The sequence below is a fragment of the Acidilutibacter cellobiosedens genome (assembly GCF_004103715.1).
GTDB classification, from domain to species: domain Bacteria; phylum Bacillota; class Clostridia; order Tissierellales; family Acidilutibacteraceae; genus Acidilutibacter; species Acidilutibacter cellobiosedens.
In genome coordinates this window covers 2,049,675-2,072,308 of the sequence record NZ_CP035282.1, presented here as the reverse complement: position 1 = coordinate 2,072,308, position 22,634 = coordinate 2,049,675, and the positions used below count along the sequence as shown (strand labels likewise).

The window sequence follows — 22,634 nt, the reverse complement described above, 5'->3', positions numbered from 1 at the left end:
TAAAAACGGTTGACAGTGCTTACAATAACCTGAGATAATAACATATTTCGCTTTTAGGTACATGATAACCCAACGGTTCGCATATCTGGTTTAATAACTTCTTAATTTCTATATATAGGGAATGATTTAAATTGATTATTGAATTTCCCCACTCAGGCATTGGATCTGCTTGGTTAGTGTGTATACGTTCAAGCATACATAGAAAATGTAAGGATATGTTAACAAAATAATTACTTGTATATGGTTTTGAAACTATTTTTTTCTTTACACCATCGCAAAAAGCCATGCAGGCATTCATTGCTACTGTTGAATCAATAGATGGAGTAAAATAAGAACATCTCTGCTTAATTAGGTTGAAAGCCTCATCATTTGTCATAACGGTATCTGATATTTCTGTTGTTGTTGTGAAACAATTCATATTTAAGAATGACTTTATTTTATTTAATCCTTCTTGCGTAAATACAGATTCTGCACCGATAAAAGGAACCCCGGGAATCTGAGGATTTATTCCGCCGACTATTAGTTTTACTCTTCCATGAAGATTTTGCACATATGTATTTATATCCTGATCGATTGCTAGTGCAATTATTTCAATACTAATATTTTGAGGCAATTTTTCTGCAAGTAATTGTTTTAATACAGAAGCACTTCCATATCCTGTCGTACAAACAGTAAGAATGACGTTCTTCATATCAGCCGATTTTTTACTGTTAGTTGACGGCAGACTTCCGGCCTTATTAACGGATTGTTTGAACTGATTAACAAAATATTCATAGTATGAACGATAAATTCTTTTGTAGACAGTATATAAGGAGTCCTCCGTGGACAGTACAATTTTTGCCGCTTCTAATACTAAAATCGGGCTTACCAAGGGTATAATCTTACAAGGAATTCCCGTAGCATTAATCAAGTCATCCTCCATATTCACAAAAGATCCCATATCTACTAGAAGCAAAACACCTTTTCCTTTATTTACTTTTAAAACAAGTTTGCAAAGATCATTAAAAACGTCGGAAAAGGACTTTTGCAGTGGAGCATCGACAGCATAAACATAGTTTATGGACATTACCTCATTAACAAAGTTTGCAATACTGCTGGCAGTGGAAGTTCCATGGCTGACAACAATTAACCCGATCTCCATGGAAGAGTCCAAAGAAGAATCATGATGACTTAAAAACATAGCCCAGAATCCTAATTCGTCATCAGGAATTGACACTCCTAATTTTTGGGAAATTGGATTTTCAATTTCCTTTAAGAATTTAAATTCTCTTTCATGTACTTTGCGTATATTTTCTAAGTTGGGATTATAAATTATTTCACCGGTTTTTATTCTTTCTAAAAATTGTTGTATATGCAAAGTAAATGCTATAGACAGACTTTTAGAATATATCCTTTCAAGACGTTTAGAAGCAATTTCAAGAATTTCATCAGCTACTTCGCTGTAAATGGGAGAAATAATCGAATCTATTAACTTTGAGCCATAATCTTCAGAAACCATCATCCTCTGAATAATATTATTATGATATGAATCCAAGTCCTGAGCGACGCGCAGCTCCACTTCATTATTATTAAGATGTAAATTTCTGTAAGCTTGAATCTTTTTTTCAATAAAATAATATAAATTAATTGAGTATTTGTCTTCATCAGAAAGAGAGAGGGATTTATTGAAATTGTCGGGATAAAACATAAACCCTTCACTAAATATCTTTGAATCAAAGCGATTTTCCATATAATGTGCAGAATTTATTTGCTGGTAAACTTTCTGAGGAAGGTCGTATATATTTAGTTGTAGATGACGGAGTCTCTGGTTCGAACTTTCTGTACCAGTTATATTATTGTCATTATTAGATAAAAAACTAAGATAACTTTTTGCACAGGAAAGATTAATAATATTTCTAAGCTCCCCAATATTTCCTTTGCCAGTATAGTTAACCAGTAACTTTAAAACGTTACCAGAAACCCAGATAGGAAGATTTATTCTTTTTGCTTCCTGAACAATAAAAGAATTTACCAGTTGTAATCTTTCTTTAGGTGAACGCTCCGATAATTTTGGCACATATATATGAACCGGAATACGTCGAATAAATGTTTTCAGAAGAGATGTGGAGATATCTTCCGTAGTAGCACAAATTATCATCACATCCACATGACGATCGACAGTATCTCCTATTCTGCGAAAGGTACCCTTATCGATTAATGTAAATAACAGCTCTTGACCGGCTGAAGGAAGCCTATGCACTTCATCCAAGAAAAGTATTCCATGGTCGGCTTTCTCAACCAAGCCTTCCTTATCACTAAGGGCACCGGTGAAAGCACCCTTTGCGTATCCGAAGAGCTGTGAGAGAAGTAGCTGAGGGTTATCTGCATACTCGGCACAGCAGAAGGTTATAAAAGGAATGTTGTCGGATTTATTTTGGAAAGTTTTTTTATCCGAAATATATTGCCACATAGCCTCTGCTAAAAAATTTTTACCGACTCCCGTTTCTCCAGTGATAAGTGTGTTCAAACCGTGGGGAGGATAAGATGCAGCAGCTTTGGCCAATTGAAAAGCTGAACGGAGGCTTGGGCTGTTGTCTATTATATAATCTAAGGCATTATTGATTTTGGACTCATGAACTTTGAGTCCGGTATCACATATATCTGCCTTATTTTCCGAAGGGAAAAATTCTACAGGTTTTTTCCCTTTTTTGATTAGCTTACCTGCTGAAAAAAGTTTGTTTAAGTCTGTAGATGCATCATTTCTGTTAATTCCCAGAGCTTCTGCAGCTTCAGAAGCCGTTATTCCGGAAGAAATACCGGAATTAAATCTTCGGCTACACTCATCCTTAACATATTCTTCTATTTTTTCTACCCTTCTCATCATAAAATCACCCTTTTCACCAAAATATAACAGATAAGGTTTTCCACACTTCTTTACATTAAAGTTATTCTTTTTTCATTATGGATAGTATTTATAGATTAGCTGTGATTATTATTGTTGATAAATAGGCAAAACTTATGATTTTTATTTAAATAAATTATACCATACATCATAAAGCAAGACAATAGTTATTTATGGTAAAAGGGCAAAAGAGACAATATGTAATGAAATTTGACAGGGTTATACGACACGTTTTGGCATAAATATTGCTTTATATAAAGATAGTCGTATTAATAATTTTTATTGAAGAGAGGTGAATGTTATTAATAATAGCACTGTCTAAGACTGAAAATTTTGCTGAATATATAAATCAGCGGTAGATAGTAAACATTAATATTATTAGGAGGAGTTTTAAAATGGAAGGCAAAATGAAAGTAATGGTAATGGAGGATATAGGCAAGGTAACTATCAGAAAAATGGATATTCCTAAACCGGGGCCAGGACAGGTACTTGTAAGAATACATCAGTGTAATATATGTACGACAGATTGGCAAACTTGGAAAGGACTTAGGAAATCCATGGGAAGAAAATTTCCCTGGGCACCTGGACATGAAATGGCTGGAGAAATTGTTGAATTAGGAGAAGGGGTTACGAATCCGGCATTGAAAATAGGGACCCACGTTGTATTCGGCGGACAGGGCTCCAGAGGTTGCGGAGAATGCCATTTTTGCAGGTCAGGTCATCCGGATAGGTGTGTAAATAAGCCTAAGGAAGTGGAATTTGGTGGAGTAAGCGGTTCCTTTGGATTCAGCCAATATGCGGCATATGAATCAGGAAGGTTGTATCCGGTAGACTCAAGTATTTCTTATGAAGAAGCGGGTTTTGTTGAACCGATATCTACCTGTATACATGGAGCTAAACGTATAAGAATTGCCCCGGGAGATAAGGTATTGGTAATAGGAGCCGGTAATTTAGGGTTGGTAAATGCACAGGTTGCAAAAGTTTTTGGCGGAGATGTTATTGTAAGCGAGATCAGCGAAGAACGCTGTCGGCTTGCTCAGTCTATCGGTCTTAAGACTGTAAACCCAATGAAAGAAGATTTAAACTCGGTAATTAAGAGGTTCACAAAGGGTATAGGAGTGAATGTTGTAATACTTGCTGTTGCCAATACAACGGTAAATGACCAGGCTTTAAAGGTACTTGCTCCCAGAGGAAGAATTCTCTTCTTCGCATCAGGGCATCCGGTACCGGAACTTAATGTAAATGCAAATCAAATTCACTATAAAGAAATGGAACTAATAGGAACATATAACTCTGATCCGTCGGATTATCAACTTGCAGCCGAATTTTTAGGTTCGGGAGTTGTTAAAGTAGGCAAGATAATATCCCAGAAGATACCTATGGATGACTGCCAGCATGCCTTTGAGCTTGCATCTACCCCGGGGACTTATAGAGTGTCAATAACTTTAGATTAATTTAGATAAAACTAATTCATAAGTAAATAAGGAGGAAAATTGTATGTTTGTTTCAATGGATAAAATATTGAATAAAGCTGCTGCAGAAGAATATGGGGTTGTAGCACCTAATGTATATAATTTGGAGACTGTGGGGGCGGGTTTTAAAGCTGCAATAGAGCTTAAATCTCCGTTAATAATGGATGTTTACGATGCTTTAGATCTTGAGCTTATTGCAGAAGCAGCAAAGTTTTTTAGCAAGAGATATCCGGAAGTTACCGTAGCATTAAACCTCGATCACGGTAAAAGTTATGAGGTTGCGGTTAAAGCAATTAGGTATGGTTTTACCTCTGTAATGGTAGATAGATCAAGCTTGGCCTTTGAAGATAATATAAAACAGGTCAGGGAAATTGTTAAAATGGCTCATGCAATCGGTGTCTCGGTAGAATCTGAATTGGGACATGTCGGACAAGGTATAACTTACGATAATGATAGAGATAATGGTCTCACGAAAGTTTCTGAAGCCGTAGAATATATAAACAAAACAGGTGTCGACTGCCTTGCAGTTGCAGTAGGAACAGCCCACGGAAGATATGTAGGAACACCTCATCTTGATTTTGAAAGGTTAGCAGAACTTAAAGCAATATGCAAGGTGCCTCTGGTTCTTCACGGTGGCTCATCTTCAGGGGATGAAAATCTGAAAAAAGCCGTCGAGACCGGCATAACGAAAGTAAATATAGGTACGGACTTAAAAACCGCAGGAGCCTTAGGGGCTAAAGAATATCTTGAAAGAACAGAGTTTCCGAGTCTTATTGAAATGATTGATTGTGGAGTTGAGGGATATAAAGAAAAGATTAAACATTATATGGTCCTTTTCGGATGTAATAATAGGGGATAGATTTACGACTAGTCGTGGAAAATTATGCGGAGGTATTATTAAATTTTTATAAAAATAAATCCTTTAAGGCCTTATATTAAAGATGATACCGAAAGTGGAAGGGAGTGACAAATAGTGAAAAGTAATTGCCCTGACGAAATAAAGGCTGATTTACCCGGCATAATCGTTATGAGCCATGGGCCGTTAGCATTGGCATTAATTGAATCCACAAAGTTAATTGCAGGAGAATCCGAAAATTTGGCAGCTTTTTCATTGGAAGCCGGAGATACAGCTGAAAATTTCAGAAATAAATTTATTGAGACTTTGAAAAAGTTTCCCAAAGGTTCGCTTGTCCTTTTGGATATTACGGGAGGAACTCCCTTTAACCAATTAATTTTATCAATTAAACAATATGACGTAGAAGTTTTATCATTAAGCGGCGTTAATTTGCCTATGGTAATCGAGGCGGTATTTGCACGAAAGTCTATGTCAGGAAAAAAACTGCTTAAACAAATAGAAAATGCCGGAAGGGAGGGGATAAAGAATGTGACGGAATTCATAGAAGAATTTAATAAAGAAAACGAAAAAGCGTAACGGAGTCAAGTGGTAGGAATATTTTGTTAATCGTAAAGATCGTTATAACTAATATTTAATTAAATGAAAAGAATAGGAGGAAAGGATATGACAGTATTACAATCGATTTTATTGGGCGGCTGTTATTGGCTTAGTTCGATTTATCTTGGAACCATTACCGAATCTTTTTTTAGATTTCCGTTATGTAATGTTCTTTTAGTCGGATTAATCCTTGGAGATGTTCCAACGGCAATGATAATCGGAGCTACTATAATGCCTGCATATTTAGCTTTTATAAATGCGGGGAGCGTGGCACCTGCAGATCAGGCAGCAGCAGGTATTGTACCTGCGACATGTGTTATTGCCTATGGAATGAATCCCGATGTGGCAATAGCATTAGCTGTGCCTGTTTCATTGTTATTCGCACAACTTTGGACTCTTAATAAAAGTTTATATTCATTCTGGTACAGCTTTGCGGATAAATGTGCCGAAAAGCTTAATTTTAAAGGGATAACTTTAGCTCATATAGTATTCCCGGCTGTTCAGAAGATCATTACCATGTGGATACCCATGAGTTTAATTCTTTATTTCGGCGGAAGCTGGCTTTCTAATGCGGCTTCAGTACTACCGGCTACGGTGACGGCAGGATTGGGTGTGGTAAGTAAAGCAATGCCTGCAATTGGATTTGCTATGGTTATGAAAATGATAGGCCGCAGCGATTTAATGCCGTTTTTCTTTGTAGGTTTTTTCTTTGTTCAATATACTCAGGTAGGAACAATGGTAGTAGCCATAGTTGCTATATTTATCGCATATCTTGATTATCGCTATGGAACAAAGGACAATAATAATGAGGAAGGGATTTTTGACCTTCTTAAAAAGAGGAACGACGAAAGATCTGAAGAATATAAAGTGGTGACTAAGAAGGATATTACTACCTGTTATCATCGTTGGTGGATTACCGCTTTCATGTCAGACGGCTTTGAAAGGATGAAGGGGCTTTGCTTTGCATGGTCCATACTCCCTATACTTAGAAAAGTATATAAAGATAAGCCGGATGAATTACGTAAAGCTATCCAAAGACATTTGCTGTTTTACAATACAGAGGCATCTATAGGCGGCACTCTTATAGAAGGTATAGTTATTTCTATGGAGGAACAGAAGGCTAGAGGAGAAGACGTTCCTGAAGAAACAGTAATTAATGTAAAGAATGCTTTAATGGGACCCTTTGCCGGCATTGGCGATACTATTAATCTTGTTAACTTAAGACCGCTTATTTTATCGTTATTTGTTGCCTATGGCTTAAAAGGATATTGGTGGGCTGCCGTAGTTCCGATACTTATTCTTCTTGCGATTACTCAATTTGAAGGTTATAACTTGGTTCATTTGGGATATAGGCTTGGGACAAGGGCAGCAAGTAATTTGCTTCAGTCAGGACAGATACAAAAGATTATATCGTTTTTTGGCGTTTTAGGCTTATTTGCAATGGGTGGAATGTCAGCATCAATGGTTAAGGTAACACTTGGTATTATGATACCTACAGGTGGGACACCTTTGAACCTTCAGACGGGATTATTGGATGCAATATTACCCGGTATACCTGTACTTGTTGTAATCCTATTGTTGTATAAATATCTTAAAAAAGGTGGAAAGATGTTAAATGCAATGCTTGCACTATTAGTTGGTACTTTTATATTAGGTTTTCTTGGTATTCTTGTATAATCCGATAGGTTTTAGTTCGTATGTTCAGATAGATTGTTTCTAAATTTTAGAGACAATCCATCTGATACATGTAATAACGGTGAGATTATTAAAAAAATTAACGGAGCATCAAAAAGAGGTGGAATAATGAAAATAAAATTAGCATTAGGTACTAAATTGGAACAGCCTTATTATGACAGAGTAGCTGAAGTCTGTGACATTAAAAAAGTCGGAAGTTTATTGAATGAAGGATTTATAGGAGAGGAAGAGTTGATAGAACAATGCATGGGATGTGAAATCATATATATCGGTTCAGACTTGGTTACCCGCAGATGTTTAGAAAAGTGGAAAAGTGCCGGATTAAAACTTTTAGGCTGCGGTCGTGGCACTCCGGTAAATGTTGATTGTCAGGCAGCCCGGGAATTGAATATTCCGTTGGTTTATTGCCCGGGAAGAAATGCGCAGTCCGTAGCTGAATTTACAGTGGGATTGATGCTTGCCCTTGTAAGAAATATCGGAATGAGCTGTAGCAAAATAAATGATGGTACGCTTTTGGGAGACAAAGTAGAGGATATATACAGGACTGAGGGAAAAAAAGATGTCTTGTGGAAAAATGATAAAATTTTTGTAAGGGATATAATACCGTCAGGTCAGGAACTATATGGGAAAACTTTGGGAATAGTCGGTTTCGGAGCCATAGGTTCTAAAGTTGGAAAAATTGCAAAAACTTTTAATATGGATGTTAATGTCTATGATCCGTTTTGTCCGAAAAAGATCATAGAGGAGGCAGGTGTAAAACCTTGTAATTTAGAAGAATTATTGATAAATTCCGATATAATAACTATTCACCTTCCGGCAAATGACTCCACTATAGGTTTAATAGATTCTACCTGGTTTGAAAAGATGAAACCGACGTCATTTTTAATCAATACATCAAGAGCCAGTGTTATAGAACAGAAAGCATTGATCAAAGCCTTGGATAATAATCAAATAGCTGGGGCGGCTATGGATGTCATGTGGATTGAGCCTTGCCCTAAAAATCATCCTCTTTTACACAGAGATAACGTGATAATAACACCTCATATTGCCGGCTGGACATACGGCGTTTATTTATGGCAGTCCCGTATGATATGCGACGAAATTATCAGATATGCAAATAATCAGGAACCGCAGCTTGTATGGAAAAAGTAAATATATATAAAAGTGGAAAGTATTCTTAAGGAGGAATGGAACAGATGGCTGAAGTAAGTTTAGTACGTATTGATAGTAGGCTGATTCATGGGCAAGTGGTTACAATGTGGGTTAAAGTTACGGAAGCAAAAAAAATCATTATTATTGATGATAATATTGCTAAGGACCCATTGATGACTCAGATATATACTATGGCTGCCCCCCCTGGAGTCAAAGTTGAAACAATTACTGTTGATCAAGCAGTTTCTTTATGGAAAGATGACAAGTTTGGAAAAACCGGTCCGATTTTAGTTTTATTTAGCGGAGTTCCTACGGCTTATAAATCATATATTAAAGGATTTGATTACAGTAAGTTGCAAGTAGGCGGAATCGCAGGCGGTCCAGGAAGAATAGCTGTGGAAGGCACTATAGCGCTAAATGAAAGCGATGCAAAAATGCTAAACGAAATGGAGAAGAAAGGAATGGAGATAATATTTCAAATAACTACTGATACAAAGATTAAAACATGGAAAAGCATAAAGGATAAATATTTTAAGAGCATATAAGAATGTATTTATAAAAAGGAGTGTAAGTATAATGTGTAATGGAATACAAAAAGCGAAAGAAGAGATAATGTGGGGAGTAAAAATGATGGCCGAAAGGGGTTATTCCTTAGGAACTGCAGGAAATATCAGTGCAAGAGTAGAAGGAGAAAATATGTTTGTAATAACTCCTTCCTCAAGGGCATATGCAACTCTTGCTGCTGCTGATCTTTGTGTAATAGACATGGAAGGAAATATTGTTGATGGAAAATACAAACCTTCTGTGGAAGTTACTATGCATAGATATATTTTTTTAGAAAGACCGGAAGTTAATGCAATCATACATTCTCATTCAAAGTATGGTACATTAATTGGTTCCATAGAAGGTGTTAGCGAATTGCCAATTATTGATTTAGAGAGCGTAAGTTATTTGGGCGGTGAGATACCTATAGCTCCTTTTGCACCTGCCGGTTCTTTAAAGCTTGCTGAAAACATAAGAAAATCAATAGGAACAAGAGCAGGCATTATTATGGAAAACCATGGTGTCATTGGGGTAGGAATTACAATGGAAAAAGCAATGATAGTTAATGATAACATTGAAAGGACGAGTGAACAGTATTTAATACTATTGGCAACGGGGAAGAGCATTAAACCATTACCGGATAATTATGTTCAGAAAGTAAAAGAAATATCTTTAAAAAATAGAAAAGTAATATAAAAGAAAGGAAGAATAGGACAATTATGAAAGCATTGATGAGGCTAACGGAAAAAGCTTATGATATGAATGTGGTAGAGATCCCCGAACCGGTTGTTGATAAAGATAATTGGGTTAAAGTAAAGGTTGCTTATGCCGGAGTATGCGGCGGTTCGGACATTAAATTAATGAAAGTTGATGCGGTTGGAGATTCTGCTAAGCTTAAGCCGCCAGTAATCTTGGGTCATGAAGCCAGTGGAATTGTTGTGGAAGTGGGAAAAAGTGTAACTCGTACGAAGGTAGGGGATAAAGTTGTTTATGAGACAACCGTTGATAACTGTGGTGCCTGCCGTTATTGTCATTCCGGAGATTGGAATATGTGCCCTAGCAGAAAAGGGCTCGGCTCTGCTATAAACGGTAGCTTTGCAGAATATGTAATCGTGCCTGAAAGAAATATCAGATTACTCCCTGAAAATGTGTCATTAAAGGTTGGTGCCCTTGCCGAACCATTAGCTTGTGCCTACCATATTGTTTATGATAGGGGACATATTCATAGTGGCGAAAATATTGTAATCATAGGTCCTGGGATAATAGGTTTGTGTTGCTCTTTGGTAGCTTTAGCCGCCGGTGCTAAGGTGATTATGATAGGGACAAGGCATAGCAGTCATAGATTAGAAGCTGCTAAAGAATTCGGCTGTTCCGTTCTTACTAATGATATAGACAATTTAGATGAAAGAGTAAGAGAATTATGTAACGGAGATTTAGCCGATATTTCGGTAGATGCTATAGGTTCAAATCAGGCTTTTGATACGGCCTTGCACCTTGTCAGAAAAATGGGGCGTATTGTTATAGGCGGAGTGCCAAGTCTGGAGTCAAATATGTATACGGTCGATATGTCATATATTTATAAAAATCAGTTATATATTACTGCAGGCCGCAGTTCAAGGCCGTCCAGCTGGACGGGGGCACTGAATGTTCTTTCCAGGTATCCTGATAAATTTGAGAAATTGGTCAGTAAATGCTTTCCTATTGAAAAATGGCAGGAAGCTTTTGATGCTACAATAAAAAAGGACGTTCTTAAAGCAATGATAAAATTCGATATATAAGGAAGCAGAAAACGGAGGAGAGAAAAATGAGTAAGTTTAGAATAGTACCTGATATATATGAGTTTGATACGTTTAAAGAATTTACAGAGAATTTTCCTATAGATAAAGAAGATTTACTTGTTACACAAAGATTTATTTATGAACCTTTTATGAAAGGCCTCAACCTCTCTTGTAAGATAATATTCCAAGAAGAGTTCGGAAACGGTGAGCCATCGGATGTGATGGTAGATGCGATATTAAAAAAGACAAAGGGAATGAGTTATAAACGTGTTATAGCTGTAGGCGGGGGAACCGTTATAGATATATCAAAATTATTATCCCTTAAATCTTTTGAATCCGCAGAAGAAATTTTTGATGACCCGTCCAAAATTATTCGGGAAAAGGAATTAATATTGATACCGACTACATGCGGTACAGGAAGCGAAGTTACAAGGTCGGCGATAATCACATCAGTACAGAGAAAAACAAAGGTTAGAATGGCTTATGACGCTTATTTTGCTGATGCCGCGGTACTCATACCTCAGCTGATATCAACTTTGCCCTATAGATTTTTTGCTTACAGTTCTATTGATGCTTTAATCCATGGTGTAGAATCATTTTTATCACCCAATGCTACTCCTTATACGGATATTTTTGCAATGGCTGCCATTAGAACAATAGTAAAAAGTTTTCTTGTAATAGCCAATGAAGGGCAGGAAAAGAGAAAAGATATTGAAAAAGATGTTTTGTTGGCAAGCAATTATGCGGGAATTTCTTTTGGCAATGCAGGTTGCGGTGCGGTACACGCCCTTGCATTTCCGCTGAGCGGAAGATATCATGTGGCACATGGAGAAAGTAATTATCAATTTTTCTGTGAAGTTTTAAGAAAATATTATTCCAAGAATCCTGAGGGGAAGATAAAAAATTTGTGTAAATGTTTGACTGAAATTTTAAATTGTAATACTGATAATGTTATTGATGAATTAAGCAATTTACTGAATAAAATCTGGCCGGTAAAAAAACTGAGGGATTTTGGAATGCGTGAGAATGAAATAAAGGAGTTCGCGGAAGAAGTATACAATGAATTGCAGTCTGTTTTAGCTACAAGTTATATACCGTTGGCTAAAGAAGAATTAGAAGAAATTAATAGAAATCTATATTAGGCATGAATATATAATATTTCCTATGACGATAAGGGATTATTTATAAAGATGGGAGAGAAAAATATGGATTTAGGTCATAGAGGAAAAACGGTAATAGTTACCGGAGGGTCTAAAGGCATAGGATCAGGGATTAGTGAGGTATTCGCTAAAGAAGGTGCAAATCTTGTTATAAACTATCATAGTGATTCCGTAAGCAGTGAAGCCTTTTCTAAAGAACTGATGGACAAATATGGCTGTAAGGCTATATGTGCGCAAGGTGATGTAGGAAACGAAGCAGATGTTAAGAGTATCTTTGATGCCGCGGAAGAATACTTTGATAGGGTGGACATACTTATAAATAACGCTGGCAAGGTATATACGAATAAGGTTACGGATATCAGTTTGGAGGAATGGAACAAATGCTTAAAAGATAATTTGACAGGACAATTTTTGATGTCAAGGGAATTTGCCCGCCGAGTTGTTCTCAAAAAGCAGAAAGGATGGATTGTTAATGTTGTTTCAAAAGCCGCTATGATGTCAACTACAAAAGGCCGTCTTGCTTATGTAAGCAATAAGGCAGGCGAGTGGGGCTTGACTCACGCATTGGCCGTGGAATTAACGGAGTATGGAATTCGTGTAAACGGAGTAATGCCGGGGCATGTTATGAATTCAAGATTGGTTAAAGAAATGGAAAATAACCCGGAAGGATTTAAACAGCGTATTAACCGTTCACCCATTAAACGTGTGGGCGAGCCCTGGGAAATTGGAAATATGGTAGCTTTTTTGGCAAGCGAACAGTGTGCCCTTGCGGTCGGTTCTGTGGTTGATGTAACGGGAGGATTGCTATTGGGTTTTTAAGATTATAATGGATATATTATGGTTAATGGGAATGATGAAGCAGTGTAAAAAAGCATATTTTTGTAAGAAGAAATTCTCTTTTTTGGCGAAAATCACAATAAGATTTAAGTCAGAAAGGAGAATTTTTTATGCCAATATTTTATTTTGGATTTTGAAAAATATTGGCATATTTATGAGAAATAAGAAGGAATATATGGGATGATGTAGAATATTTATAATATGTTGTTATTTATGCAAATTTAAGAATATAGATTTTAGAGGTTATAGATATTCAAATAAATGTAAAAAATCATAATTTTCAGTGAAAACTTTATGCAAAAATAAAAATTCAGAATATATTAAGAAAGTATTTACCAGAAATTCTAATATAGTTCTATTAACTAAATTCAGATAAAAATACAAATTTACATTCTATTATTAGTTCTATTAATATATTTACTATATTTATTAATATAGCATAATTATTTAAAAAGGTAAATGTTAAAAATATGATAAGTTGTTTCAGTTGTAAAACCATATGTGCACAGAATATTTTTACTATCTAAGTAAACTAAATTTTTGAGCAGTTAAATGTTTGATTTGTAAAATCTAAATGATAAGTTGTATAATGAATTGCCCAAATAAATAAAAAAAAGACCCATAGAGGTTAGAAACCAGTTATAATGAAGTTGAGAACACAACACAATGACTGGAGGAAACCACTATGGATCAAAATAATAGTACCACAAATAAAAGAAGATGGAAACAGATTTTGGAAAAAGAAAGATATCAAATTGAATCCCTATTAAAAGCGGGGTTAACCCCACTTTTAATAGGGATTCAGATGGATCGTGACAGCAGAAGTATAGAATGGGAAATAAAAAGAGAAAGTAATAGTAGCCTGACAAAAGAGATTAGGTATTGTGCAGATGTAGGACAGCGTGTTCACGAGGAATGTGCAGCTAATAAAGGAAGATGTCTTAAAATAGGAAAAGATCACAAATTAGTTAGCCACATAGAGAAAAAGATTAAAGATGAGAAATATTCTCCGGACGCTGTAATAGGAGAAATAAAAGAAAAAGGTTTTGTATTTGAAAGTTACATTTGTACAAAGACGCTATATAATTATATAGACAAAGGATTGTTTCTAAAATATTAGTAATAAGGATTTACCGGTAAAGAAAAATGGTAAAAAGCGAGAATATAAGCGAGTGAGAAAAGCAGCCCTTAATAATCTGAAAGGAAGAAGTATAGAACAACGTCCGGAAGAAGTAAAAAAAAGGGACGAATACGGGAACTGGGAGATGGATAGCGTTGTAGGCAGTGGTAAAGCATGTTTGTTGGTATTAACAGAAAGAAAAACCCGTCAGGAAAAGATATTTAAAATGAATAATAAAACTCAGGAAGAAGTGAAGAAAGTAATAGATAGAATAGAGAGAGAATATAAAGATGAATTCAGTAATATTTTTAAAAGCATAACGATGGATAACGGAGGAGAATTTCTAAATAAAGATGGAATAGAAAGAACATGCCTTAAGGATGGGAAAAGACGAACGACATGTTACTATGCACACCCATACAGCGCATGGGAACGAGGATCAAACGAAGTGGCCAACAAACTGATCAGGCGATTTGTTCCTAAAGGAACAAATATAGATAAACTAAAAGAATCAGAGATAAAAAGGATAGAAAATTGGATCAATAACTATCCTAGACGTATGTTTGGATATAAAAGTGCGAATCAAATGGTAATTTAATATAACTGGCAAAATTTTACTGGGCAATTAAACTTGCAATTTATATTGTAAAATCTAAATTTAAAAAATTGTTGACATATACAAATTTATATTGTATATTTAAGATATTAAGATAAAATTACAATGGATAAAAGGAGGTGAATTAATATGAGAATTATTGTAGAATTTTTGTTAGAAAAAGGCAGCATTGACAAAGATAAAAACAGAATATTTATCTCTATTATTAAAAGTAACTTAGAAAGTTATAATAAAAATTATTACAAAAAATTGTTTGAAAGTGGAACTGCAAGAAAATCATATTGTTTTGCATTATATATGAAAGATGCTGAATTTACAAGGGACAAAATTATAATACCAAGTAAAAAAATAATTTTTAAGTTTTCGACGTCAAATTTAGAGGATTCTATACATTTTTATAATGCTTTTTTGCAGAATGTTAAGAGAACTTATAAGATCAAGGAAAACGTTTTAAAACTCAATAAAATAAATATAATGAGAGAAAAGAAAATATATGATAATCAGGCGTCGTTTACTTCTTTATCTCCCGTTGTAGTTAGAGAACACAATGGAGATAATAAAAAAACCTGGTATTTTTCTTTGAATGATGAGAATGGAAGAATATTATTTTTGAACAATTTGAGGATTCAACTGTTAGAAGAATTTGGACAAGATCGTATTCTTGATGTTGAAGAGACAAAAGTTGAAGTTTTAAGCAATAAGAATGTAAAAGTTAAAAATTATGGAATTGAAGTTTTAGGCAATTTATGCAAAATAAATATATATGCCAAACCATACATATTAGATTATATGTATAAAAGTGGAGTGGGAGGGCTTAAAAGTTCCGGGTTTGGAATGTTAGATTTATTATAGGAGGTGATAGATTGAGTGGGAAAATTAGATTTTACCTGGATGACTGGTTGTTTAACAGTGGATTAGTTGGTTTTTATAATATATTAAAAAAATCTGAAGATTCAGTTGTAGTTGGCAAAGATTATTTGGAATTTGAAATTGAAGTATTAGAAAATTTTGAGGAAAAGTATTTTAATTATTTTATCTCTACTTATGAGAAAAATCTGACTTGGTATAAAATCATTTCTTTTGAAAATACAATTAAATATTATGAGGAGAAACAATTTGAAGGATTTGATGACAAAGCACTTAAAACCTTAAATAAATACATCTCTGATGTTGCCAAAAAATTCATAAAGAGTAACAGCTATTTGGCTGCTTTTGAATTTCTGGGAACGAAGGAAGAAATGTTATCTTTGGAAAAGCAGCTTACACCATTGAAGGTAAAAAAAAACCAAGACTTAAAGGATATTATTCCGGATGTGAGAAATACTTTTGATGTTTTGAAGGAAATTATTAATTATTTAAATAGAAGAGATGTCAAAAAATATGTGGCAGCAAAGAATGTAATATATTCCATTATTAACAAGGCATGGAATGGTATATGTTTTTTAAATCCTCAGACAAAAGAAAAGGATATGTACAAGGATTATAAAGAATATTTTGTAAAGCCCGCAATGGATTATTTTAATGAAGACAAGTCAAAGTACAAATATGATTGCTTTACATGCGATGAAAAAATAAAGGATATGACAAATGACCTTGGCTTTTTAAATGCTATTGGGTTTGATGTGAAGCGAAAGGCATCTCATGTTTGGAATTTCAACAATGATATATCTGTATGCCCTTTGTGCAAATTAATATATTCTTGTGTACCGGCGGGTTTTTCTTATGCTATTGATAGCGGAATATATGTAAATGACAACTTTTCTATGTCAAATGCAATTGGTATTAATAGTAAAATTAAAACGGAAGTTTTGGAGACAACGGATACTAACAGATCATTAACATACAGGGCATTGGTTGAGTCTATAAAGGAACAATTTACAGAAAGCACTAAATATGAATTGGCAGATGTGCAAGTAGTCAGGTATGTGAACGAAAAATATAGATTTAACATTTTGACAAAAAATATATTGGAATTAATTTATAAGTGCAAAACTGAACTGAATAATTTAATATCAAGCGGATATAAGGAAATCAACACATATTTTAATATTTATGATATAGTATTGGACAGTTTATTTAACAGCCAGAATTTGTACTTATTAATGCATAAGATGCTTCTGTACAAATTGACGGATTATAACAATTGTTATTTTTATGGGAAACAAATAAATAGCGTAATGAAGATTAACTATAATTTTATGAGGAGGTTAGGATACATGGAAAAAGTAAAAAACTATATTGTAGATAAAGGCAGAGATGAAGGAAAAAATTTGCGTTTAGGTTATGGGAAAAATACAGATAAACTAAGCGGTATATCATATAGACTTTTAAATGCCTTGAAGGTAAATGATGTAGACATGTTTATGGATACAGTACTTAATTGTTATTTATATGTTAAAAAATCGGTTCCTCCAATATTATTGGAAGTTTTAAAAGATGAGGATGCTTTTAAAACAGTAGGTTATGCTTTTACCAGCGGATTAATAGAAGGTCAAGATAATATAAAAAATATGGAGGTAGGAAAAGATGATAAATAATTTAAAACCGAAGGGTTTAGCTATTTCTATGATTATTGAGGCGGAGAGTGCAAATTATGGTGAAGGGGTTGGAAATGTTGCTTCACTGAAGAAAATGTCAAGAGGAAAAGGTAACCAGTATACTTATATTTCTAGACAAGCACTGAGATATAACATTGGAGAACAATTGGGGGAAAAATATGCACCTGTTAAAGCCGAAGGTAGTGGAGAGAAAAAGGTAATTCAATTTGATGAAAGTGCAACTATTGATGAATATCCAGAAATAGATTTTTTTGGATACTTAAAGACTGAAAAAGGTACCGGAGGAAAAAAACGTTCAGCGAAGATCAGAATATCAAATGCGATTTCTCTTGAAACTTTTAAAGGCGATTTGGATTTTTTAACCAACAAAGGATTGGCAGATAGACTTAAAGATGATATGAATATTGCTCAGGCAGAAATACACAGGTCTTATTACCGTTATACGATTGTTGCTGATTTGGATCAGATAGGAATTGATGAAGAATATAGTATAGAATTACCGAATAGTGAAAAGACAAGGAGGGTTAAAAAACTTCTGGATACCGTGGCTTTTTTGTATAGAGATATAAGGGGTAGAAGAGAAGATTTAAAACCTTTATTTGCTATAGGAGGAGTATATGATATTAAAAATCCTGTTTTTCAAAATGTAGTCGATATTAAAGACAACAGAATTTTAGTGAACCAAATACAAGGAGTCCTATATGATAATATAGCAAAAGATACTTATTGTGGATTAGTAGAGGGAAAGTTTGACAATGACAATGAAATAAAATCAAAACTTAAATCTTTATCAATGCCTGAGTTTTTTAATAAACTTAAAGCAAAGGTAGATGATTACTATGAAGGGAATTAGAATTAAATTACAGCAGGATATGGTGAATTATAAAAAACCTAACAGTTTTCAGTTAAAAGAAACTTATCCTTTGCCGCCTTATTCTACAATAATAGGTATGGTTCATGAGCTATGTGGCTTTAAAGAGTATAATGATATGAGAATAAGTGTGGTAGGGAAGTATAATTCTAAAGTTAATGATCTCTATACGAGATATGAATTTAGTAACGGCATAAAGTATGAAAATGGCAGGCATCAGTTAAAGGCCGGAGAATATGGCATAAGTAGAGGCATTTCTACTGTTGAACTATTGGTTGATGTAGAACTCATAATACATATTATACCGGTAGATCAAAGTCTTGTTGAAAAAATAGAAAAAGCTTTTTTGTTTCCTATAGAATATCCTTCTCTAGGTAGAAGAGAAGATATAGCTATAATCAACGAGGTTAAAGTTGTAGATATAATAGAAGATAAAATAAAAAAAACAGTTCGTATGAATGAAGATTACAGTGCGTATATACCAATAGAAGAATTAGAAAAAATAAAATTTAAAAATAGAGAAGAAGGTGTGAGTATATCAGGTACAAGATACAAAATAAATAAGAATTATGAATTAGTTAATTTAGGTACTCTCAACAAACCTAAAATTATTAGAAGATGGAATAAAATAGATGTTATATATGGAGGGAATATATCTGCTTTAGGAGATGAAATTCTTACAATGGACGAAGACGGGAACGTATTATTTGCTATCTGATGGGAGGAATATCTATGAAAGAATTTTTGGCAAAGACTAATCCCAAAGAAACTATACAGGAACATACTGATCAATTGCTGAAAAACTATAATTTACTAAAGTCAGCATATCCTAATCTAAATGTAGATTGGGATATGCTGTATATGGCATGTGTATATCATGATTTGGGCAAGATCAACAGAAAATTTCAAAATAGGTTAAAGCATGGGAAAAGAGATGATTCAGAAATACCTCATGGCATATTGAGTCTGGCTTTTATAAATTATGAAGAGCTCGAGAACAATGGATATAGTGAAGAAGATATATCAGTATTATTTCATACAGTAGGCTATCATCACGACAGAAAACTTGATTTTAGTCTTAAAGATGTTGATGATGAAATTGAGTTGATGCAAAATGAGATTGATGATTTTAAGTATGATAAATTTAAAGAAGTGATATTGAATAATACTATAGAAGAAGAGTTCTTTATTTTAAAAGATAGGATATATAGAAGGAATGGAGAAGAAAAATTTTTTAAGTATATTATGCTTAAAGGATTGCTAAATAGAATTGATTATGCCGCCAGTGCCCATCTACCTGTGGAAAATGAAAATAATTTCTTATTAGAAGGGATGGAAAACCTATTAAATAATTGGAAAAGAGAAAATCCAAACTCTGAATGGAATAAATTACAAAAATTTATGATTGAAAATAGGAATAGAAATACTATTGTAGCAGCGCAAACGGGAATGGGTAAGACGGAAGCAGGTTTATTGTGGATTGGAAACAATAAAGGTTTTTTTACACTGCCGATTAAAACAGCAATAAACTCTATATATAAAAGGATTATAGAAAATATTGTGACCGATAATTTTAGCAATAAGGTAGGTCTTCTGCATTCTGATATAATGAGCGTATATCTTAATACCCAAAGAGAAGAAGTAGTAGAAATAGATATACAAGAATATTTCAATAAAACGAAGCAATTATCTTTGCCTTTGACTATATGTACTATTGATCAAACCTTTGATTTTGTTTACAGGTATAAAGGCTTTGAGCCTAAGTTGGCAACTCTGTCATATTCTAAAGTTGTTATAGACGAAATACAGATGTATTCTCCTTTGCTTTTATCATATTTGATAGTTGGTATAAAATATATAACTCAGATAGGTGGTAAATTTTCTATTTTAACAGCTACACTTCCTAAATTTATAGTTGAAATTTTAAAAGATGAAAAAATAGAATTTGTATATCCAAAAGAAGGACCTTTCATAGATACCACAATGAATAGACATAGAATAAAAGTTATACAAGAAGATATTAATTCTGAGTATATAAAAAAACTGTATAATAAAAATAAAGTATTGGTTATATGTAATACGGTGAAAAAGGCACAGGAAATATATATTAATCTTAAGAAAGACAAAGTTCAAAATATAAACCTTTTACATGCGAGATTTATATTAAGTGATAGAAAAGATAAAGAGAAAGAGATAACAGATCTTGGGAAAAAAGAATCTAAAAATTATGGCATATGGATTTCGACTCAAATTGTTGAAGCCTCTTTGGATATTGATTTTGATTTATTGATTACGGAATTATCTGATTTGGCTGGACTATTCCAAAGAATGGGAAGATGTTACAGAAATCGTGAACTTGATAATGATGAATTTAATTGTCATGTTTTTATAGGTACTGATGATAAAAAATGCAGTGGTGTAGGTAGGATTATAGATAAAGACATATTCAATTTGTCAAGAAAATATATCATAAATAAAAAGGGAATATTTACTGAACAGGAAAAAATGGATATGGTAGATGAAGTATATTCAATGGATAAATTAAAAGATACTGATTATTATAAAGAACTTTGTAAAAATATAGATTACTTACAAAGTATAGAGGATTTTGAAAAGGAGAAATCAGAAGTACAAAAAAAATTTAGAAACATTGACAGTGAAACGGTTATTCCATTAAAAGTTTATGAAGAAAATATAGATATAATCAATGAATGTATTACAATTGTTAACCAAAAATTTGATGAATGTATGAATGAAAGAGAAAAAAAAGACTTGAAACTCAGGAAGATAAGTTCAAAAGATAGACTTATGGGTTTCACCGTTAATATCAGGGGTGAAGAAGTGAAGGATTATAAAGAAAAAGAGTTAAGAATAAACAAATATGAAAGTATACCCATAGTAAGATGCAAATATGACAATGAAATTGGTGTTTTATTTTCAAATGAAGACAAAAATAAAAATATTAGATCCACCAATATGTTTTAAGAGGGTGTATTATGAAAAATATAACCGGTGTAATGGTATATTATTATTTTGTTTGCAAAAGGAAATTATGGTATTTCAACAAAGAAATTAATATGGAATTTAACAGTGAGCTTGTTGGCATGGGCAAGTTAATTGATGAAAATTCTTACGGGCGAGAAAAAAAGAGTATTTTGATAGATGAAACTATTAATATAGATTTTTTAAAGGATTGGAAAATTATACACGAAATTAAAAAATCTAAGAAGATTGATATTGCTTCAAAGTGGCAGCTAAAATACTATATTTGGATACTGAGAAATAAAGGTGTAGATATTGAAAAGGGGGTTTTGGATTATCCGCTCTTAAGGAAAAGAGAAGATATTTTTTTAACAAAAAAAGAGGAAGAGGGGTTGTTGCATGTACTTGATGATATTCAAAATATTATTGCAATGGGCTTACCTCCGGAGATAATTAATAAAAAAACATGTAAAAAGTGTGCTTATTATGAGATTTGTTTTATATAAGGAGGTGCAGCGTGAAATTGGGAGAGACATTTTATATTATAAATAACGGAGATCTAAGGAGAAAAGATAATAATATAATCATTACTGGTACGAATGGTGAGTCTAAAAATTTAAAGGTAGAAGTTGCAGATGAAATTTATATATTTGGAGAAGTAAATTTAAATACAAAAGTATTAAATTTTCTATCTCAAAATAGGATTATTCTACATGTTTTCAATTATTATGGTTTTTATAGTGGAAGTTATTATCCTCGAGAGACAAATGTAAGCGGATATTTGTTAGTTAATCAGGTTAGGCATTATGATAACTATGAAAAAAGGATTGTAATTGCAAGGAAAATTTTAAATGCTTCTGCTCATAATATTTATAGAAATTTAAGATATTATAATGGAAGAGGTGTTGAATTAGAACAATTTATGAGTCAAATTGAATTATTGGCAAATACAATAGATGATGGAAATAGCATAGAAGAAATAATGGGAATCGAAGGAAATATAAGAAAAATATATTATTCATCATGGAATAATATTATAAAACAGAATGTTAAATTTGACAAAAGAGTTAAAAGGCCTCCTGATAATATGGTCAATTCTTTAATTTCATTTATTAATAGTTTAGTTTATACCACAACGTTGAGTGAGATTTACAAAACACAACTGAACCCAACAATTAGTTATTTACATCAACCTGGGACGAGAAGGTTTTCTTTATCTTTAGACTTGTCTGAAATATTCAAACCGCTTATTGCTGATAGAATGATATTTTCAATGCTTAACAAAAATCAAATTACAGAAAATGATTTTGATAAGGACTCAAATTTTTTATATTTAAGAGAAAATGCTAAAAGAAAAATTTTGGCAGAATATGATAACCGATTGAAAAATACTATATTTCATAAAGAATTGGGGAGAGATGTATCTTACCAATATCTAATAAGACTTGAATGCTATAAATTAATTAAGCATCTTATTGGGGAAAAAGAATATGAAGCCTTCAAAATGTGGTGGTGA

18 protein-coding genes and 1 pseudogene are annotated in these 22,634 nt (G+C 33.3%); 18 read left to right on the top strand and 1 reads right to left on the bottom strand.

Annotated features, from left to right (window positions below; translation table 11 throughout):
- Nucleotides 1–19: 19 nt before the first annotated feature.
- Complete coding sequence (locus EQM13_RS09930; protein ID WP_161567215.1) at nucleotides 20–2,860, bottom strand: sigma-54-dependent transcriptional regulator; 2,841 nt, start codon at nucleotides 2,858–2,860, stop codon at nucleotides 20–22.
- A gap of 416 nt (nucleotides 2,861–3,276) precedes the next feature.
- Here EQM13_RS09930 and EQM13_RS09925 point away from each other — a divergent pair, with 416 nt between their 5' ends.
- From EQM13_RS09925 to cas1b, 18 genes and pseudogenes are all read left to right on the top strand, one after another.
- A complete protein-coding gene (locus EQM13_RS09925) occupies nucleotides 3,277–4,335 on the top strand; it encodes a zinc-dependent alcohol dehydrogenase (protein ID WP_128752559.1) in 1,059 nt (352 codons plus the stop codon).
- A 43-nt stretch (nucleotides 4,336–4,378) separates the two neighbouring features.
- On the top strand, nucleotides 4,379–5,212 hold the full coding sequence (locus EQM13_RS09920) for a class II fructose-bisphosphate aldolase (RefSeq protein WP_128752558.1): 834 nt from the start codon (nucleotides 4,379–4,381) through the stop codon (nucleotides 5,210–5,212).
- A 114-nt stretch (nucleotides 5,213–5,326) separates the two neighbouring features.
- Entirely contained in the window at nucleotides 5,327–5,785 is a 459-nt protein-coding gene (locus EQM13_RS09915) for a PTS sugar transporter subunit IIA (RefSeq protein WP_128752557.1), read from the top strand.
- A gap of 87 nt (nucleotides 5,786–5,872) precedes the next feature.
- Nucleotides 5,873–7,483: a PTS system mannose/fructose/sorbose family transporter subunit IID gene (locus EQM13_RS09910; protein WP_071138452.1), complete on the top strand. Its 1,611-nt coding sequence runs from the start codon at nucleotides 5,873–5,875 to the stop codon at nucleotides 7,481–7,483.
- Between the two features lie 126 nt (nucleotides 7,484–7,609).
- Nucleotides 7,610–8,653: an NAD(P)-dependent oxidoreductase gene (locus EQM13_RS09905; protein WP_128752556.1), complete on the top strand. Its 1,044-nt coding sequence runs from the start codon at nucleotides 7,610–7,612 to the stop codon at nucleotides 8,651–8,653.
- Between the two features lie 44 nt (nucleotides 8,654–8,697).
- Complete coding sequence (locus EQM13_RS09900) at nucleotides 8,698–9,198, top strand: PTS system mannose/fructose/N-acetylgalactosamine-transporter subunit IIB (RefSeq protein ID WP_161567214.1); 501 nt, start codon at nucleotides 8,698–8,700, stop codon at nucleotides 9,196–9,198.
- A gap of 31 nt (nucleotides 9,199–9,229) precedes the next feature.
- Nucleotides 9,230–9,892, top strand: a complete 663-nt coding sequence (locus EQM13_RS09895) for a class II aldolase/adducin family protein (protein WP_128752554.1) — start codon at nucleotides 9,230–9,232, stop codon at nucleotides 9,890–9,892.
- A 23-nt stretch (nucleotides 9,893–9,915) separates the two neighbouring features.
- Nucleotides 9,916–10,974: a zinc-dependent alcohol dehydrogenase gene (locus EQM13_RS09890; RefSeq protein ID WP_128752553.1), complete on the top strand. Its 1,059-nt coding sequence runs from the start codon at nucleotides 9,916–9,918 to the stop codon at nucleotides 10,972–10,974.
- 26 nt (nucleotides 10,975–11,000) lie between these two features.
- Nucleotides 11,001–12,116: an iron-containing alcohol dehydrogenase gene (locus EQM13_RS09885; protein ID WP_128752552.1), complete on the top strand. Its 1,116-nt coding sequence runs from the start codon at nucleotides 11,001–11,003 to the stop codon at nucleotides 12,114–12,116.
- 63 nt (nucleotides 12,117–12,179) lie between these two features.
- Complete coding sequence (locus EQM13_RS09880; RefSeq protein ID WP_128752551.1) at nucleotides 12,180–12,953, top strand: SDR family NAD(P)-dependent oxidoreductase; 774 nt, start codon at nucleotides 12,180–12,182, stop codon at nucleotides 12,951–12,953.
- Nucleotides 12,954–13,656: 703 nt separating this feature from the next.
- Nucleotides 13,657–14,689, top strand: a pseudogene (locus tag EQM13_RS09875) (IS30 family transposase).
- Between the two features lie 147 nt (nucleotides 14,690–14,836).
- Entirely contained in the window at nucleotides 14,837–15,559 is a 723-nt protein-coding gene (gene cas6 / locus EQM13_RS09870) for a CRISPR-associated endoribonuclease Cas6 (protein ID WP_071138460.1), read from the top strand.
- A gap of 11 nt (nucleotides 15,560–15,570) precedes the next feature.
- Nucleotides 15,571–17,244, top strand: a complete 1,674-nt coding sequence (gene cas8a1 / locus EQM13_RS09865; RefSeq protein ID WP_071138461.1) for a type I-B CRISPR-associated protein Cas8b1/Cst1 — start codon at nucleotides 15,571–15,573, stop codon at nucleotides 17,242–17,244.
- The gene (gene cas7i, locus EQM13_RS09860) at nucleotides 17,234–18,118 is read left to right on the top strand and encodes a type I-B CRISPR-associated protein Cas7/Cst2/DevR (protein ID WP_206172659.1); all 885 of its coding nucleotides are present in this window, start codon (nucleotides 17,234–17,236) and stop codon (nucleotides 18,116–18,118) included. The genes cas8a1 and cas7i overlap by 11 nt, the downstream gene beginning before the upstream one ends.
- On the top strand, nucleotides 18,105–18,854 hold the full coding sequence (gene cas5b / locus EQM13_RS09855) for a type I-B CRISPR-associated protein Cas5b (RefSeq protein ID WP_240662918.1): 750 nt from the start codon (nucleotides 18,105–18,107) through the stop codon (nucleotides 18,852–18,854). Before cas7i ends, cas5b begins: the two co-directional genes overlap by 14 nt.
- A gap of 14 nt (nucleotides 18,855–18,868) precedes the next feature.
- Nucleotides 18,869–21,121: a CRISPR-associated helicase Cas3' gene (gene cas3, locus EQM13_RS09850; RefSeq protein ID WP_128752549.1), complete on the top strand. Its 2,253-nt coding sequence runs from the start codon at nucleotides 18,869–18,871 to the stop codon at nucleotides 21,119–21,121.
- Between the two features lie 11 nt (nucleotides 21,122–21,132).
- Complete coding sequence (gene cas4 / locus EQM13_RS09845) at nucleotides 21,133–21,624, top strand: CRISPR-associated protein Cas4 (RefSeq protein WP_128752548.1); 492 nt, start codon at nucleotides 21,133–21,135, stop codon at nucleotides 21,622–21,624.
- Nucleotides 21,625–21,635: 11 nt separating this feature from the next.
- A complete protein-coding gene (cas1b, locus tag EQM13_RS09840; protein ID WP_240662917.1) occupies nucleotides 21,636–22,634 on the top strand; it encodes a type I-B CRISPR-associated endonuclease Cas1b in 999 nt (332 codons plus the stop codon).